The sequence below is a fragment of the Microcoleus sp. PH2017_28_MFU_U_A genome (assembly GCF_020738035.1).
In the GTDB taxonomy this organism is placed as follows: domain Bacteria; phylum Cyanobacteriota; class Cyanobacteriia; order Cyanobacteriales; family Microcoleaceae; genus Microcoleus.
Map to the genome: position 1 here is coordinate 1 of NZ_JAEQCX010000074.1, position 17,421 is coordinate 17,421.

The 17,421-nt window shown below is 45.1% G+C and carries 17 protein-coding genes and 1 pseudogene; 6 read left to right on the forward strand and 12 right to left on the reverse strand.

Going from position 1 to position 17,421, the window contains the following annotated elements; genetic code table 11:
- Positions 1-119: 119 nt before the first annotated feature.
- A complete protein-coding gene (locus tag JGK14_RS18245; RefSeq protein WP_325315342.1) occupies positions 120-1,454 on the reverse strand; it encodes a site-specific integrase in 1,335 nt (444 codons plus the stop codon).
- 163 nt (positions 1,455-1,617) lie between these two features.
- Between JGK14_RS18245 and JGK14_RS18250 the strand changes: the two are divergent.
- A pseudogene (locus JGK14_RS18250) lies at positions 1,618-1,761 on the forward strand (heavy metal-binding domain-containing protein); the annotation flags it as partial.
- A gap of 253 nt (positions 1,762-2,014) precedes the next feature.
- On the forward strand, positions 2,015-2,638 hold the full coding sequence (locus JGK14_RS18255) for a hypothetical protein (RefSeq protein WP_293185976.1): 624 nt from the start codon (positions 2,015-2,017) through the stop codon (positions 2,636-2,638).
- Between the two features lie 330 nt (positions 2,639-2,968).
- Here the strand turns inward: JGK14_RS18255 and metH are convergent, their stop codons facing one another.
- Positions 2,969-6,583 carry a methionine synthase gene (gene metH / locus JGK14_RS18260; RefSeq protein WP_293213962.1) on the reverse strand — a complete coding sequence of 1,205 codons (3,615 nt, stop codon included), beginning with the start codon at positions 6,581-6,583 and terminating at the stop codon, positions 2,969-2,971.
- A gap of 90 nt (positions 6,584-6,673) precedes the next feature.
- On the opposite strand from metH, the gene JGK14_RS18265 reads away from it, so the two are divergent.
- Together JGK14_RS18265 and JGK14_RS18270 are read left to right on the forward strand one after the other, a co-directional pair.
- Positions 6,674-7,240, forward strand: coding sequence for a type II toxin-antitoxin system Phd/YefM family antitoxin (locus JGK14_RS18265; protein ID WP_293193291.1), 567 nt, complete (start codon positions 6,674-6,676; stop codon positions 7,238-7,240).
- 238 nt (positions 7,241-7,478) lie between these two features.
- Positions 7,479-8,150: a Uma2 family endonuclease gene (locus JGK14_RS18270; RefSeq protein WP_293185980.1), complete on the forward strand. Its 672-nt coding sequence runs from the start codon at positions 7,479-7,481 to the stop codon at positions 8,148-8,150.
- Positions 8,151-8,440: 290 nt separating this feature from the next.
- On the opposite strand, the gene JGK14_RS18275 is transcribed toward JGK14_RS18270, so the two are convergent.
- The 6 genes from JGK14_RS18275 to ispE form a co-directional block, all read right to left on the reverse strand.
- Positions 8,441-9,151, reverse strand: coding sequence for a hypothetical protein (locus JGK14_RS18275; protein ID WP_293185981.1), 711 nt, complete (start codon positions 9,149-9,151; stop codon positions 8,441-8,443).
- Between the two features lie 350 nt (positions 9,152-9,501).
- On the reverse strand, positions 9,502-10,176 hold the full coding sequence (locus JGK14_RS18280) for a dual OB domain-containing protein (protein ID WP_293185982.1): 675 nt from the start codon (positions 10,174-10,176) through the stop codon (positions 9,502-9,504).
- A gap of 70 nt (positions 10,177-10,246) precedes the next feature.
- A complete protein-coding gene (locus JGK14_RS18285; protein WP_293185983.1) occupies positions 10,247-10,699 on the reverse strand; it encodes a DUF488 domain-containing protein in 453 nt (150 codons plus the stop codon).
- A complete protein-coding gene (locus JGK14_RS18290; RefSeq protein ID WP_293185985.1) occupies positions 10,677-11,303 on the reverse strand; it encodes a DUF488 domain-containing protein in 627 nt (208 codons plus the stop codon). The genes JGK14_RS18285 and JGK14_RS18290 overlap by 23 nt, the downstream gene beginning before the upstream one ends.
- 61 nt (positions 11,304-11,364) lie before the next feature.
- Positions 11,365-11,718, reverse strand: a complete 354-nt coding sequence (locus tag JGK14_RS18295) for a DUF3082 domain-containing protein (protein ID WP_293185987.1) — start codon at positions 11,716-11,718, stop codon at positions 11,365-11,367.
- A gap of 205 nt (positions 11,719-11,923) precedes the next feature.
- Complete coding sequence (gene ispE, locus JGK14_RS18300) at positions 11,924-12,901, reverse strand: 4-(cytidine 5'-diphospho)-2-C-methyl-D-erythritol kinase (RefSeq protein ID WP_293147908.1); 978 nt, start codon at positions 12,899-12,901, stop codon at positions 11,924-11,926.
- Between the two features lie 93 nt (positions 12,902-12,994).
- Here ispE and JGK14_RS18305 point away from each other — a divergent pair, with 93 nt between their 5' ends.
- Positions 12,995-13,174 (forward strand): hypothetical protein, encoded by a 180-nt coding sequence (locus JGK14_RS18305; RefSeq protein WP_293185988.1) that lies wholly within the window; start codon positions 12,995-12,997, stop codon positions 13,172-13,174.
- A gap of 172 nt (positions 13,175-13,346) precedes the next feature.
- On the opposite strand, the gene rsmA is transcribed toward JGK14_RS18305, so the two are convergent.
- Entirely contained in the window at positions 13,347-14,168 is an 822-nt protein-coding gene (rsmA, locus tag JGK14_RS18310) for a 16S rRNA (adenine(1518)-N(6)/adenine(1519)-N(6))-dimethyltransferase RsmA (RefSeq protein WP_293185990.1), read from the reverse strand.
- A 278-nt stretch (positions 14,169-14,446) separates the two neighbouring features.
- On the opposite strand from rsmA, the gene galK reads away from it, so the two are divergent.
- On the forward strand, positions 14,447-15,460 hold the full coding sequence (galK, locus tag JGK14_RS18315) for a galactokinase (protein WP_325315343.1): 1,014 nt from the start codon (positions 14,447-14,449) through the stop codon (positions 15,458-15,460).
- On the opposite strand, the gene JGK14_RS18320 is transcribed toward galK, so the two are convergent.
- The 3 genes from JGK14_RS18320 to JGK14_RS18330 form a co-directional block, all read right to left on the reverse strand.
- Complete coding sequence (locus JGK14_RS18320) at positions 15,450-15,824, reverse strand: signal peptidase I (protein WP_293277386.1); 375 nt, start codon at positions 15,822-15,824, stop codon at positions 15,450-15,452. The two genes, galK and JGK14_RS18320, sit on opposite strands and share 11 nt — an antisense overlap.
- A gap of 214 nt (positions 15,825-16,038) precedes the next feature.
- Positions 16,039-16,209 (reverse strand): hypothetical protein, encoded by a 171-nt coding sequence (locus JGK14_RS18325; RefSeq protein WP_325315344.1) that lies wholly within the window; start codon positions 16,207-16,209, stop codon positions 16,039-16,041.
- Positions 16,210-16,767: 558 nt separating this feature from the next.
- Entirely contained in the window at positions 16,768-17,214 is a 447-nt protein-coding gene (locus JGK14_RS18330; protein WP_293193289.1) for a transposase, read from the reverse strand.
- Between the last annotated feature and the right edge of the window lie 207 nt (positions 17,215-17,421).

Genomic DNA, 17,421 nt, shown 5'->3' on the forward strand with positions numbered 1-17,421 from the left:
GTTGTATTAAAGTAGGCTCCTAAAGTAGGGCCTTACTTTGTAAAATGACAGTAGGTACAGGAAAATAGTCAAAAAAATACCCCCTGATTAAAGGGGGTAAGTGACTTACCAGGTAAGGGTTAAACTTCGACAAGATGTATATCTTTATCAAATCCTAGGTAATGCTTAACAATGATTTCAACACTGTTCCCGCAAGCGTGAGCCAATAGCAGAAGAGCCGATGTGTCACTTTTGTTAGCGTGAGCGGTAAGGGTAATGTAAGTGTGTCTAGTGTGATAAGGTGCGAGATATTGGCTGATTTTGCCTTCAGAAACAAGTCGAGTAACTACGCCAGGATAGTGGTATTCGTAGCTTTTGCCATTTACTTCTTTCTTATCTACCTTGCCTAGCCATATTAAAGAGTGACTGCTGTTGCTATGAGTTTGGCCGCCTACCTGTGGGAATACAAGGTCAACTGATGATTGACTTTTTCTAATATTAGATAGAAGGCTAGCTATTTTCGGGGTGATTCTGAACATTCTTATCTCTTTAGTTTTTGTCCGCTTTGTAGATTTAATGCTGGTTGCGTAGCTCTTACTAAAACGGATATAGCCACGGTCAAAGAAAATATCACCCCAACGCAATGCGAAAGCTTCACCGGGTCGGCAACCTGTCAGAAACAAAAATTCAATCAAGGGCGCGGCTTTACGTTCATTTTGCTTGTCTGATTCATAGAATGCCCTGACAATAATGTCACGTTCATTCTTGGTAAAAAAACGTACATCAGTTTCGCATTCTTCCTCTTGCCTACTATCTTGCAACTGCCACCATTCTAGTATTTCACCATCGACACCGATTGCTGATGTGTACTTTTCCTTAGGATTCTCGACAACTTCAAGATGTAAGTTTCGATAAGGGTTTTGAGCATTCTTTATCATGCCCGTTGATTGCCCTCGATCAAAAGCTTCATTTAACGCTCGGATGGTATCGACAATAGCAGCCTTATTGTAAGGTGACAATAATAGTTTTTCAGCAGACAATCTGTTAGCAGGTAGACTGCTGATGTCGTTCCCGGTAGCGGAAAAACTACGGCTTTTTTTGTCCCATTTCAGCCCTTTGATGATATTTGAATAACGTCGCAGATAGCGGTCAGCAAAAGTAGATGGCTCTACTTTTGTTTCTTTCCACTGAAGGTACGCTTCCCACATCTCGCCTACGGTAATCTCGGGTGTTGTAGCCTGTGCACCTGGCATCTGAAGTACATCAGCTAGCTCAGAAGCACGCTTCCAGTCCTCAGGATTGTCCTTGTAGCCGTGTCGCCCTAGTGGTAGATACTTGGGTTTACCTTTTAGCAACTTGCCGTCTAGGGCTTCCCATAGTGGGCTGTGCCGAGAGGGAAACTGTAATCGGAGGCTACCATGATCAACGCCGATTGTGATGTCGCAAGCAGTCTGAACTTTGCTCTGAGCTTTCATTGGTGTTTCTCCTGAAACTATTGGTTTGTCAAGGTTCTATGGTTTCTAGATTGTTTCTAGATTTAGTCTAGGTAGACTCTAACTCTATTCTCCAAGTAGCTCCCTACTTTAGGAGCCTACTTGTGACAAGCATAGCAGATTTCCGCAAGGACAGGGACATACCCTCGCGGAACTGGAAAAACGGGCCCAGCGCCTGGGTGCTAATGCCGTGATCGGGGTGGAAGTTGACACCGGCACGATTAATGTAGACTCTTCGGGGGCTTTGCTGTTGATTACTGCTGTTGGGACTGCTGTCAGATTGCGTTAATAAGCCGCTTTTCCTCTATACATCAGCGAACTTTTTTAACTGGATAAAATAGTTATTGGTTATCAGCCATCAGTCATCAGTCATTAGCTAATAGCTGCTGGCTGAAAGCTGATGACTTTTTAGTTTATTTCTTCAGACATAGATACTGGTTATTTCCCCAGGCAGATATGGTTTCTATCAATCTCAGCCACAATCAATGCTTAGGTGAAAGATTGTTAAAAATAAAACCAACTCTCAAAGGAAAGGAAAAGCTATGGCATACGTAAATAGACCAGTAGACAACGTTGTTACCGAGCAGACTCTAGTTAAGCCGGTCATGGAATATCACGATTTAGTGCGGTGGGGCCCAATTTTTTCAGGTTTGGTAATTGCGATCGGCACACAACTGGTGTTAAGTGCGTTGGGTGCTGCGATCGGGTTGAGCAACATTGCTAATTCAGGAGCTCCGCGCAGTATTGCAGGCAACGTCGGTACTGGAGTAGGAATTTGGTCAATTATCAGTTTATTAATAAGCTTGGGCGTTGGCGGTTGGGTAACTGCTCGCGCTTGCGGCCCGATGAACCGCAGCACCGCGCTTTTGAACGGAGCAATTTTGTGGGCAACTACCTTAACAATTGGCTCTTGGCTGTTAGCAAATGGCGTAGCTGGGACTTTTGGCGTAGTAGCAGCGAATGCCGGAGCAGCGATTAATCAAGCCCAACAAGGCGGCGTAAATCTACCCAACCAAGCGCCTAGCGTTTCTGCTCAGGATGCTCGGAATATTGCTGAAAATGCCGCTAAAGCTGGTTGGTCATTTTTGTTCGGCTCATTATTGGGTTTGGTTGCTTCAATGGCCGGAGCATCTGCCGGCGCCCGCACTCCCCGGAATCACTTGTAAAAGTTTGGTGGGACAATCAAACTTCCGGTTCATGAAAGCACTTTTTCAAGGTGCTTTTTTATTGGGTGAATTTGTGTATTCTTCAGTCCGCGAAGGCGGACTTTGTTTGTGTACTAGCGGTTTCAACCGCCGAGTTTTATTTGTATAATGCGCTTTTTGCTGAGTCTAGATCCCCCTAAATCCCCCTTAAAAAGGGGGACTTTGATATCTTCCGGTTCCCCCCTTTTTAAGGGGGGTGCCAGGGAGATCTGGGCCTAGTCGTCAAACAGTAAATCGATAGTACATTTGACGTTAAGTTGACACTAATGGTACTCCGCGCGCACTAATAAATTAAGCTGTGAAGTATTTAGCGGCTGGGTGATAGGTGATAATTGCAGTGGTTGACTGTTCCGGATAAAGTTGTTCGCTTTCATCCATATACAGGTTTATACGATCGCACTTTAGCAAATCCAATTGCTTGTACTGATCCGCCATATTCGGACAAGCCGGATAGCCGAAACTATAGCGCGAACCGCGATATCGCTGCGCCAGCATATCCCGAATATTATCCGGTTCCTCGCTAGCAAAACCCAATTCCCGGCGAATCCGCGCGTGAGTCCATTCGGCTACTGCTTCCGCCGTCTGTACCGCCAATCCGTGGAAGTAGAGATAATCGGTGTATTGATTGTTAGCAAATAGCTTTTGTGCGTACTCCGTAGCAACTTCTCCCACCGTCGCTACTTGCATCGGAAATACATCGATTTTGCCCGATTCTTTCGGTGCGAAGAAGTCGGCAATGCACAGCCGGCGCGCCGATTTTTGCCGGGGAAATGTCAATGTTGTCACAGGCAAGATGCCTGTGCCACTATTGGCATTCACAGGCAAGATGCCTGTGCCACTATTTTCTGCTGTGGGGTGGGCATCTTGCCCGCCCTTCATAATTTCTGGGTCATACAGATACAAGGAATTTCCTTCAGCTTGACAGGGGAAATACCCGTAAATTGCTTGCGGGTGCAGTAACTTTTCGGTGATGATTTTGTGTTTCCATTCTTCCAAGATTGGATAGACTTTTTCAGCTAAGAAAGCATCGTATTCTTCCCGCGATTGGTCTTTTGGCTTGCGGAATTGCCACTGTCCCGCAACTAATGCTTGCAAATCCAAGTGCCAGAAAAGCTCTTCAAACGGGATTTCTTCGGGCGATAACAGTTTTGTACCCCAGAAAGGAGGATTCGGGCGATCGATATTTGCATCAACTGCTTCGGATCGCCTGGTATCAATAATCACCGGAGTGTCTGCCTTCTTAGCATCCTCAACCGCAGTTTCTGCCGAAGTTTTAGCTGCTTTCACCGCCCCGTTACTATTTTCAGCTTCATCCAAGAATCCTTGCAAATCTTCCCAGTTACCAGCAGATTTTGCTGGCATCAGTTTGTCCATGAAATGCAAGTCAGAAAACGCATCTTTGCCGTAAACAACTTTACCTTTATAAGTATTTTGGCAATCTTCATGTACAAACTTGGGAGTCAAAGCCGCGCCGCCCAAAATTACGGGAACAGTGATTCCTTTCTGGTTGAATACTTCCAGATTTTCCTTCATAAATGCGGTGGATTTTACCAGCAAGCCACTCATGGCAATACAATCGGCTTTGTGCTTTTCGTAGGCTTCGATGATATTATCAACTGGCTGTTTAATTCCCAAGTTAATCACTCGATAGCCGTTGTTTGATAGGATAATATCAACCAAGTTTTTGCCGATGTCGTGAACGTCGCCTTTGACAGTTGCAATGATAAATGTGCCTTTAGCATTGTCCCCGGATTCGGACTTTTCCATGTACGGTTCTAAATAAGCAACTGCCGCTTTCATGGTTTCTGCTGACTGCAATACAAATGGCAATTGCATTTGTCCCGAACCGAACAATTCTCCGACTACTTTCATCCCATCTAACAAGAAGGTATTGATAATTTGCAGGGGCGGATAGGTTTCTAATGCTTTGGCGAGTTGGATGTCGAGGCCGATGCGTTCGCCATCGATGATGTGGCGCTTCAATCGTTCTTCGACGGGGAGGTTTTCGTCTTGGGTACGATCGCGCTTGGTAGTTTTGCCCGCAAACACCGTTGTTAGGTCGCCCAAGGGGTCGTAAATGCAAATATCGCCGTCGAACTCCCGTTCGTCGTAGATCAGTTTGCGGCAGATTTCCTGGTGTTTGGGGTCGATTTTGGCGATCGGCAAAATCTTGTTAGCGCTGATAATCGCCGAATCCATCCCCGCCTGCATCGCTTCGTGCAAAAACATGGAATTGAGAACTTGGCGCGCCGCCGGATTCAAGCCGAAGGAAATGTTAGAAACTCCCAAAATCACGTGACATCCCGGCAATTCTTGGCGGATGCGGCGGATAGATTCGATGGTAGCTTTGCCGTTTTTTCGGTCTTCTTCAATCCCGGTAGAAATCGGCAAAGCCAGGGTGTCAAAAAAGAGTTCTGAGGCGGGAATTCCATAGGCGACGGCGGCGTTATAGGCGCGTTGGGCGATCGCAAATTTTTGGTCAGCAGTGCGCGCCATCCCATCTTCATCAATCGTTCCGATCACAATCCCCGCGCCGTACTTTTTCGCCAACTCCAAAACTTGATAAAAACGCGGTTCTCCGTCTTCATAGTTAGTAGAATTCAGCAAACATTTGCCGCCCGCCACTTTCAAGCCAGCTTCCATCTTTTCCCACTCGGTGGAATCCAGCATTAAAGGCAGAGTTGCATTAGTCACAACCCGGGATACTAATTCTTTCATATCGCGCACGCCGTCGCGCCCGACATAATCGACGTTGACATCGAGAACGTGCGCGCCTTCTCGCACTTGTTCTCTAGCCATTGCTACTAAACCGTCCCAGTCTTCGGCGTTTAGCAAATCGCGGCATTTTTTGGAACCGCTAGCGTTGAGTTTTTCCCCGACAATTAAGAAGGAATTTTCTTGTTCGTAGGGTTGGGCGCTATAAATTGAAGCAGCGGCTGGTTCCCAAGTAATTTCGCGAATTTTGGGTTTAAGAGTTGTGCCAATTTCTGACAGTTCGCGGATGTGATCGTAGCGAGTACCGCAGCAGCCGCCAATGACTTGCACGCCTAAGTCTTCGACGAAGCGCATCAAGGCCATTTTTAATTCAATCGGCGTCAGTTTGTAGTGTGCGTGGCCGCCAATGTTTTCGGGTAAACCAGCGTTTGGTACGCAGGAAACCACGAAGGGCGAATGTTCGGATAGATATTTGACGTGTTCCGCCATGCGATCGGGCCCGGTGGCACAGTTTAATCCTAAAATATCTATGGGATACGGCTGCAAAATAGCTAAAGCGGCGCTGATGTCGGAACCGACTAACATTGTGCCGGTGGCTTCCATTGTGACTGATACCATTAACGGAATCCGCGCACCTTTTTTCTTAAATACTTCTTCAATGGCATTTAATGCTGATTTAATTTGCAGCACGTCTTGACAAGTTTCGACTATAAATAAGTCAACGCCGCCGTCATAAAGTCCTTCGGCTTGTTCGGTAAAAGCGGCGGTTAGCGTGTCAAAATCGATGTGTCCTAAGGTTGGCAATTTGGTACCCGGGCCGATCGATCCTGCGACAAATCTCGGTTTTTCGGGCGTGTCAAATTCTGCTGCGATATTCTTGGCGAGTTCAGCCGCCGTTTTGTTGAGATAATAGGCTTTGTCTGCTAAATCGTACTCCGCGAGCACGATGGAAGCAGCGCCGAAGGTGTCTGTTTCGATGACATCGGCGCCTGCTTCGAGGAATCCTCGGTGCACGATGGCGACGGCTTCCGGCTTGGTGTGCACGAGATATTCGTTACAGCCTTCGTATTCTTTACCGCCGAAGTCTTCTGCGGTGAGGTTTTGGACTTGCAGGTTGGTTCCCATGGCGCCGTCGAAGACGATGACTGGGCGCGAGGGGTGGTGGAGTCGATCGAGAAATTTGCTATTCATCAGCGGTAAAAAGACGTAGGTGCTATATATTTACAATTTTATCTATTGTGCAATATTGTCAACAATTATGCGTATGTTGGGGAACGACTGATGACTGAAGGATTTAATGCTGCTGACGGTAGTTCGATCGCACCTACGATCTTACCGATCGCCCTGGATAATTGTCAAAATTCTGCTGTGGGCGCGGCTGTGGGGGCTAAACTGGCGATCGACTCTGAGGGGTTTTTTCGCTTAACTGTTGAGGAATTTTGCGAAAATGCGATCGAGATCGTGAAACGAGTGATGCAAAAGGGCGATCGTTTTATTTTACAGCAAGCAGGGAAGGATCTAGCTGCGATCGTTCCCGAAGCAGAGTTTCACAAGATAGATTATCTCATGGAAGAACTCAAACCCTCACAATTCTTTCCTGACGAAGAAGCATATTATGAAGATGAGAGAGGAATCCACTGCATTTACCCGGACGAACTTGTAGAAGACTTTGATAATATTTTAGCAGATGTCAAGGAATTCGACGAATTATTTGGCTTATTGCCCACTGAGGAAATGGGAGAAAATATTGATATTTTCATGTCTGTAGCTATTCTCATGTCGATCGATCGTTTTTGGGTACCGGAGTACCTAATCGCCGAGAAATCCCGACTAAAAATGCTATCATAATACTATTAGTAGGGTGTGTCGCCATTGAAATACCTCGCATCAGATCGACAATCTCATAGCGACGCACCTGACTATTAGTAGGGTGTGTCGCCATTGAAATACCTCGCATCAGATCGACAATCTCATAGCGACGCACCGGACAAAATACTAAACAACACTTCTTTCCTAACACGGCTGTTTATAACTGCTATAAGTTTGTTCACCTTCGATCGCAAAACCAATACAGAGGACTCGCAATATGAATCCGCAAACAATAACCCCGTCTCCTCCCGTACAAGAGCAAATTATCCGAGAGTCAAAAGTTGTTTTGAAAGGCGTTAGCTGGCAAACTTTTCAAGCGTTGCTTGCTGATGTTGGAGACGATCGTGCGTGGAGAATTGCCTATGACAATGGAGTATTAGAAATCAGAATGCCCTACCAAGAACATGAAATGCCTACAGGGATGTTAGAAAGTTTTATTGAAGCCCTAGCAGATGAGCTAGAAATTGAGGTAATGAAACTCCGATCTCTGCTGCTTAAACGAGAAGATTTAAGTCGCGCGATCGAACCAGATACCTGTTTCTACATCCAGAATGAAGCTTTAGTAAGAAGCAGAGATATTGACTTGGAAACCGATCCGCCGCCGGATTTGGCTGTCGAGTCGGATTACACCAATTCTTCTCTAAACAAATTCGCAATTTATGCAGCTTTGGGCGTTCCAGAAATTTGGAGATACCGCCGCCAAACTCTAGAAGTTTATCAACTTGTCGATGACAAATACGAGAGTGTTGGTCAAAGTGTAGCTTTTCCATTTTTGCCGATCGCAGAAATACCAGGATTTATCGAACAAAGCAGGGCGATCGGACAAAGATCGGCCGTGCGTCTATTTCGGACAAGAATTAGAGAAATTTTGCAAAATTCCAACCTATAATAAATGTAAAATTCCAACCCATAATAAAATATAATTGGGGTGGATCTGAGTTTGGTAAATATGATTGTAGGGGCGAAGCATGACCGCAGTCAATATGAGATTATAACTAATAACTCATATACGGTCATGCTTCGCCCTCTTGAAAAACCCGATGCACCCTATAATTGGTTCGTAGCCAGGACTTCAGTCCGCATCCAATCCAAGGACTGAAGTCCTCACTACGAACCTTTAAGAAGGACTGAAGTCCTCACTACAAACCTGTGAGTCTTAAAAAATATTAAATTTTTTGATTATTTCTTTCGCATCTTTCTCTGTGAACCTCTTTTAGCCAGGTGCTTAATTTCATTGTCGGCTGGAACATCCACTTGTTCTACAATTTCTAAATCCAAAACTTCAACCTCGCCTCCGCTGATTTCTTCAGCTTTCTCAACATCCTGCAAATCCTGCTGATGTTCGATTAACTCCAATCCAAATCCAGAATCTAAAATCGGCAATTCATCGATTTCTTCACTAATTTCAGATTCTCCAACCCAATCGTCAATTTCCGCCGCTAAATCTTCCTCAATTTCTTGACTAATTTGAGTTTCTCTAATTTCCTTCTCTACTAGCTGCACCGATAACTGCTGGTTTTCCCTTGACAAATGCTCAATCTGAGTCGATTGAATTCTAAGCTGTTCATTCAAAACGCGAATTTCTCGGTTTTGCTGCTGAATCATTTCTTCCCCATCAGCAATAGTTCGATTTCTCTCTAATATGACTTCATTTCTAGTTTCTAATTCCAAAGCGCTCATTGCTGCTTTAATTACATTATAAAAATGCGGCTTAGACACATCAACTTGTTTAGCATTATGGCGACTTTTCCCCAAAAGTCCAATCTTTTCTCCTTGCTTAACAGCCAACACAAAACCTTGATGATTTTTAATTTTTAATTCTTTGACAAAATCAACTTGAACTAAGCTGCAAATATATCTGTGACAGTCATAATAAAATTCTGCTTTCATGAAAAAGCACCCCTTTCTGCTACAGTCCCGCAGAATTATAGCACGAAGAATGTTAAATCTCGAACAAAATCTCTAAACCTATGGTGCGCGCCGATCGCCCTACCATAATTTCAAATGTATGCGATGTCAAGAGTTGTTGCTAAAATTAATCAAAAATCAATAATCGATCGCCATTTCAATCAAAACACCAGCTAATCCAATACTTCGGACAGTTTTTTAACGACTCTGTAAGCGTATCGCGAGTAAGCCCTGGCATTTTTAATGATTTTTTGAAACGAGCGGGCGAGACTTAAAGACATCAACGGTTTGAGATACTAGATTAGATCTAAAACTGTCCTTCGTATTGCTAATCAATAATAAATAATATCTTCCTCCAACTCAATCACACCCGCAATCAACTTCCAACAAGGATCGTCTCCTTCCCAATCATCAGGCCGCCAAGGCATACTTAAACTGATGGTTAGCAAACAAGCTTTTTCCGGGCGATAACCCAAATCCAACCTTCTAGTAAACACCGGATCGGTAATTGTTGCCGTCAATTTTTGATTGTATGCAGTTACAATAGATCCTTCCCATTTATTCCCACTTTCAAATCTTTTGCCGACCATTCTTACGGTAAATTTTACTGCTTTTATTAATTGTAAAGTAATGCGCTCTTCCCTTGGCAAAGACTGCATATAATCTACTGTCACAAATCGCAAATCATTATGCAAAATATATGCCCGATCGCGGAAATATTTCAGTAAATATGCAGAAGAAACCTTCCCGACGTGCTGCCATTTTCCCGGAATAATAGACAGATTTTCACACTCAAAACCAAAATCCGGCCCCGTATTTGCCAAAGGAATGTCTATAACATCTAATAATGCCGGTTCCAGTCTATTTATCTGCCGTATTTCTTTAGGAATCTGGCCGTCTGGTAAGTCGGAAATTGGACGTACCCAGTTACCATTAATTTCATTAATTCCAGCGATGCACCTGTCACCTCGTTTCCAGGAATTAGCAAGGCAAATTATCCGAGTCATTCGATTTTAGATGTTAGATTTTAGATTGATTCCTGTATTTATGGCGTACACTCCCCGCCAGCTATGCAATTCAAAGATGACTAATTTTGACATTTTGCCACTTATCGTTGAGATATTCAGCAACTAAACGGCGGTGACAGTTGTGAGGCTGTGGTTCGCTACAAAGCAGACACCCGCAGTCTAGAATATCCGGCGAAATTTTTTGCTCAATTTGTCGATCGCGAATCAACTGCAAAAACTGCTGTTCATAAACATCCCAATCTCCCTTTTTCTTTTTATAATCATCCAGAATATCTTGAGTCGGCGCTAAATCCAGAATATGCACATACTTAATATTACCAATTGTCCGCAAAAAATACTCTAAATCTTTCCGCTTAGCAAAACCAGCTAACTGGGACACATTATTCAGCCGCGTATCTATCACCCTGCGGACTCCGGCTTTTATCAAAGTATCAAAAAATTGCTCGGCGCTTTTTTGAGTAAAACCAATTGTAAATAAATTAATTGCTTTCTTTGGTGACATAAGCGATTTCCAATCCATAACGATAATAAGCTGTTTCTAAATCAACTATTTCATCTTTAACTTGAGGTTCTAATTCAAACAAGCTTAACTGAATTGGCTGATTATTTTTTTTACCTTTGTTAAACTTGCTCAAAAGTCTTGCTTCTACATCCTGATGCGATTCTAAACTGCCATCGGACAGAATATGATTTATTTGCAAATTAAATTCTTTGAGTTTGTGGCAAACTAAAATAGTGCGGTGACAAGTAATCGGGTCTTTTTCCGCACACATTAAACTGATTTTATAATTGGTGGCGCCTTTGAGCAAGCGTTGAATTCCTGAGGCAAATAGAGGAGTCGCTGCTATGCGATCGTACAAAGCTTTACCGCTAGTATCGTAACAGCTTAAGTCTTCCGGCCTCGCACCCAATTCTTGCCCCAAAAAAACATATTGAATGCCCGCAGCAGACAGAGAAGCTGTAATTTCTGATTTATTAAAATGAGGTAAATAGCGGCTGAAAGGATGCGATCGCACGTCCGCAACCGCTGTAATTCCGTGTTGTTCCAATAACAAAATAAACGCTTCAATACTGTGATTGGAGTGTCCGATCGTAAATACTTCCATTGCTTCGATCTTACTATTAAGTATTCAGCTTGCAGGCTAGATTTTCTGTAGTCTGATAGTTTCAACCAGCAGGTTTCTTCACCAACTTTTGAATCCCAATTTGCAAACCCAGCAGCATTAAGCCGACTGCCGCCAGCCCAAAAACGCCCGTACCTAAAGCCACCATCCCCACGACTAAAGTTCGCACGGCGACACTAATTTTAAGCACAGTAATATTGGTGGAATGCAGCGGCTTGCTAGCAAAATTTAGAGCGATCGACATAGTTAGCGAATACAAACCAAAAGCGAACACACTCGCGATCAGCGAACCAATCACGCACCGCAAAACAGTCGGCTGCTTGGGAGATGCAGGCGTTGCATCCCGCGCCGAACTTAGAGGTTCAGAAGTGGAATTTGGATTAGTTAAATCAGCCATGGCGATTTTAGATTTTAGATTTTAGATTTTAGATTTCTGGTTAATTTACCAAAACTAAAATCGGTGTTTCATGTCATTTTATCAGTTCTGCGATCTTAATAGACTCCGCGCAAAGTTAGATTCATTTTTGCCGTTAGCGCAGCCCTCGGAGAGGATCGCCCCCACTGACATTTAACCGACGATCGCGATCGCACCCGACAGCGAGTTACACCCTCACAATCGGCGGTTTCGTATCATTTCCTTCCGAAAAAATCCGAATCCCAGTATTGCTAAACTTTGCTACCCAAAAATCCAAATCGGGAGAAGCGATCGCACTTTTCACCCGTTCCAGAACCTGCTGAGCCTGCTCTGGAGACTCACACAGCGCAAACACCGTCGGCCCGGAACCGGACATCATCGCGCCCAAAACCCCCGCCGACTCAAAAGCCTCCCGCAATTGCAACACCTGCGGGTACACGGGTAAAGCAACTTTTTCTAAATCGTTGTGCAGCAATTGACCAATTTTCGATCGATCTTTTTGGGCGATCGCCCCCACCATCGGCCCTGAATGTAGCCTTTGGCGGCGACATTCCAAATCTTCTGGTGCACAATAGGAACTACTGAACTGTTTGCGATAAGTTTGATACGACCATGCAGTAGAAATACTGAGATTGCGAAACTTCGCCAGCACCACACAAAAACCTCCCAAATCAGGCAGGGGAGAGAGTTTATCCCCACGACCTGTTGCCAGAGCCGTACCTCCTCCAATGCAAAAAGGCACATCAGAACCCAGAGTTCCCCCCAACTCTTGCAACTCCGATTGAGTGAGTCCCAATTGCCACAGCAAGTCCATCCCGACTAAAACTGCGGCAGCATTTGCAGAACCGCCGGCGAGCCCCGCGGCCACCGGAATCTGCTTGTGAATGGCAATCTCGACTCCGCCGTATTTCGCCAAAGCATCTGGAAATTGCTGCGCCAACAAATCCGCCGCGCGATAAGCCAGATTATTCTTGTCCGGCGGGACTTGGGGGTGATCGCAGCGCACGCGGATCGTGTCCGTTCCGATCGCGCGCAAGTCAATTCGATCGGCCAAATCTATGCTTTGAAGCACCATCGCCAGTTCGTGATATCCGTCGGGGCGATCGCCTATTATCTCCAAATACAGATTGATTTTTGCTGAAGCTAGCAGAGAATATGAACGCATAGGTGATTAAGCCGCGGGTGAAAGAAACCCCTGGTTGAAGAAATTAATTGACACCAGTCAGACTACATTTTCTCACAACTCAAAGGAAATATTATGCAGGAAATGTGGAAAACTTTTTTTAGTTCGGGGTCATTTATTCCCCACGGGCGCTGTTATCGATGGCAGACCAAGTTAGTCTGGCTGCACGTAGCCTCAGATTCAATAATTGCGATCGCCTATTTCTCGCTCCCGATTACACTGCTTTACTTTATTTCCAAACGCGAAAGTCATTAGTCATTATTCATCAGTCATGTTTTGCGAGTAAACAAGAGTTCGCGAACGTTATTAATCATCAGTTATCAGTAAACTTATTGCATAAATCTTTGATTGATAGGCGAACCGCAGATGCAACCGACGATGCAACGCAGATTATTTCCAGATAAGAAAGCTTGGGAGTGCAAGGATTCTAGTCATCGGAAAACAAATTATTGCTCAAATTTACCCATTGCGCCACGCTTAAATCTTCAGCGCGAGATTGAGGATTGATCTGTAACTTTTCTAACAATTGAACGAGTTTATCTAAATCCACAGATCCTTTTAAATTATTACGCAGCATCTTGCGCTTGCTGCCAAATCCTAACTTGACTAAAGTCTCTAAATAACGCGGATTAACTGCTGGCGTTTCTATCACTCGGGGCAGCAGCCGCACCACGGCGGAATCGACTTTTGGCGGCGGATAAAAGTCTCTAGACGGCACATCGCAAATTAACTCGCATTCTGCTAAATACTGCACCCGCACCGACAAAGCGCCAAAAGCTGTCGAACCAGGTTTAGCGTAAAGCCTTTGGGCTACTTCTTTCTGCACCAACAGGACGATCGCATCGAAGGGTTTCGCAACCGGCACAGATATCGTTCCCAGCAGTTTTTGCAGGATGGGGCCGGTGATATTGTAGGGAATGTTGGCAACAACTTTATTGGGATCTTGGAATTTGGGAAAGGCGATTAGTTCAGCCTCTAAATCCATTTCCAGAAAATCGCCTTGTAGCAGTAAAAAGTTGTCGTTTTTGCCTAGTTGCTTGGCGAGTTTTAGGCACAAATCTCGATCGATCTCCACCGCAACAACAGACTCAGCCGCAGCCAGCAAGGGTCGAGTCAGAATCCCAGTGCCCGGCCCGATTTCCAGGACGCGATCGCCCGACAAACTCGCCGCTTTGACAATCTTATCTAAGGCTTTCTCGCTTTTGAGCCAATGTTGAGCAAACTGTTTCCGGGGTCTGGTCGATCGCATTTTTTGAATTCTTCGAGAAATCTTAGCCTGCCATTCTATCACAACCCCATATTTTTTCCCAAGCTAAAGTTATGTTTATTTTTGTAAACAGGGGTTGAATTCAGCAAAAAACTTGGGCATCATAAAATAATTAACGATAAAAAATAAGTTTATTTCTTCCCAATTACCAATTACCAATTACCAATTACCAATTACCAATTACCAATTACCAATTACCAATTACCAATTACCAATTACCAATTACCAATTACCAATCCAGCGCGCCCGGAAGAGTAAATATGCTGGGCGAACACACAGACTACAACGATGGATTTGTACTTCCGACTGCGATTGGGCAGCGCACAACAGTACAAATTGGCTTCAGCAGCGATACCCGACACCATTTTTATTCAGCCGAATATGACGAACTCATAAATTTTTCAGACGACGATACCATACCGCAAAAATTCGTCAGTTATATCTGTGGCTGCATCAGACTTTTAGAAAAAGAAGGGTACAAAATACCACCAATAAATCTCTACATTACCTCCGATGTGCCGATCGGCGCCGGTTTGTCCAGCAGCGCCGCTTTAGAAATAGCCACCCTCAGAGCAATCCGCGCGCTGCTGAACCTCCCCCTAGACGACGTGCGGCTGGCTCAAATCGGACAGCTAACCGAAATCCGGTATGCCGGGGTGAACTGTGGCATCATGGATCAAATGGCGTCGAGTTTAGCAGACACCAACACGATGCTATTTATCGACACCCGCAGCCTCGAATACCGCGCGCTACCTTTTCCCACAGGCACAGAAATTTTAGTCATTGACAGCGGTGAAAGCCACAACCTAGCAGCCGGAAGTGGCTACAACCAGCGGCGTGCTGAGTGCGAAGAATCCGCCCGGATATTGGGAGTTAAAGCCCTTAGGGATATCAGCGATCCCAAAGCAGTGGAAGTATTGCCAGAACCCCTAAAAAGGCGATCGCGCCACGTAGTCACCGAAAACAACCGCGTGCTGCAAGCTGTAAAATCTTTACCAGCCGAACGTTTCGGCGATTTAATGAATGCTTCCCATGCGAGTTTGCGCGACGACTACGAAGTTTCGGTGGTTGCAGTAGATGCCTTGGCGGCAATCTTGCAGTCAATCCCCGGAGTCTTCGGCGCGAGGCTGACGGGCGGAGGTTTTGGCGGTGCTTGTGTTGCACTGGTTAAGAGTGGGAAAGCCGATGTTATTGCATCAGAGGCGATCGATCGTTACCACCGCGCGGGTTATAATGGTCGCGTTTTAGTTCCCGAAGTTCAAGTTAATTCTTAATCGCAGAACTATCTCCCGACACCGAAGGCCACCGCACAGTCACGATAACCGAATCCTCCTCGGCCGACCAATAATGAGGCACTCCCGGCAGCCAGAGAGCATAATCTGCTTCACAACACAGCAAGATTTCTTGCGAAGGAAATTGCAAGCGAAACCGCCCTTTTACCAGAATAGAAAGCGTAGTTGCTGCCGCATTTACCGCCCACTGAGTCCTGCAATCTCCGGCGGAGTGAACGCCCCATTTTACCTCTAACGCAGAAGTCGATCGCGCGTCATCTTCGGGCATTATAAAGTGACCCGCAAACCAACCGCCGCGACTTGCACCTTCAGCACCCGCATTTCCAAAAATCACTTCAGGTGGCATCAGTTAATAATCTAACAAACAAATATTTTAAGTAACACAAACTCAAAGGTTCGTAGTAAGAACTTTAGTCATAAACACAACAGGCACTCTTCTGGGAATCGATCTTTAGGTACGTTGTTGCGCTTCAGCGCTCTTTCATAGATCTAGCATAGCGCCCAAGCGCAACAACGTACCTCATACTTGATGATTTTTAGACGAGCCAACACGATCGCAATTATAACTTGCGGCCCGAAGATTGACCTTCCGTCGTAGCTATTTCCCCAGCTTCCATAAACTGCTTAAAGTGGCGCAAATCGTCAGCAATTTGCTGTTCTGGATCTTCCCCAAATAGTTTAGCAGCGCCCGCACCGATCGCACCGCCCGGAGGGTTGTATTCGATCGCCACTTTTACCTTTGATTCGCATCCGCAGCCGACTGCAAACCCTCCACAACCCCGAGTCCGCGCGCCGCCAAACTGCCGCCCGCAACCGCCAGCAAAGCACCTCTGAGTGAACGCTGCGACAAACCAAACAGCACCAGCGCTCGCCCACCAATTAACGAAGCCCAGCGTTCGGTATCGCTGGTGTTAGCTTGGTTTTGTTTGTCAGAATTTGCGATCGAAGTAGATTCGATTGCTTTAAACCTCGTCAGTCGATTTTAGATTTTAGATTTTAGATTCTTCGACTTCGCGATCGAACCAGTTTTAGATTTTAGATTCACTCCACAGATAAATCTGCGAGGTCTAACTAAGGTCTAAAATCTTGGGATACCCACGACAGCCCTGCGGGGACTTCCGTTTTTGGGCGGGTCAATTAATCGTGAAAAACAGCAGCAAAAGGGGCAACCCAAACAGATCCATCGAAACTGGGAGCATCTCAGTTTTTCATTTATAGCGGTTCTCAGAAAGATGAGGTATGTTGTTGGGCTTGGGCCCTCTTGGTTTAAGGGTTGTGTGGGCTGTCAGTTATACCTCATCTTTTTGAGAAAGGCTATATATAGATAGTGCTGTCCCCGCTCGCGAGTTGTACAATACGCGAGCGGGGACAGCACTATAATAAAAAAAATGCTTTTTACAAAATTGAGATGCTCCCACATGAATCGCCTCAAACCGTCCCTGAAAAAGTGAACCAACTCTTTGATAGCGTTTATTAATAGCCTTAGTATAAGACAGAGTAAATGCCTGCATCAGGTTGGAAAAACGATTGGTGTTCAGGTGAACTAATAAATGATAGTGGTTCGGTATCAAACAATAAGCAAGAATATCGACACCATGAGTAATCAGATGGTTTCTTAATTGGCGTAAAAAATAAATATAGTTTTCTCGTTCAAAAAATATCAACTGACGGTTATTACCTCGGTTATAAACATGGTAGTAATTACCCGCTTGCAAGATAACTTGGCGACGTGGCATATCAGAAGGTAGGTGAGTGGCTAGCCGGAGTCAGAAACTGGGAGGCTCAGAAACCGGGTTTCTACGAAAAATCTGGTGAGGTTGTTTAAATTATCGCAGAAACCCGGTTTCTTGGACTAAGCGCGTGGAACTCAGAAACCGGGTTTATACGAAAAATCTGGTGAAGAGGCGTAAATTCTCACAGAAACCCGGTTTCTTGGGCTCAGC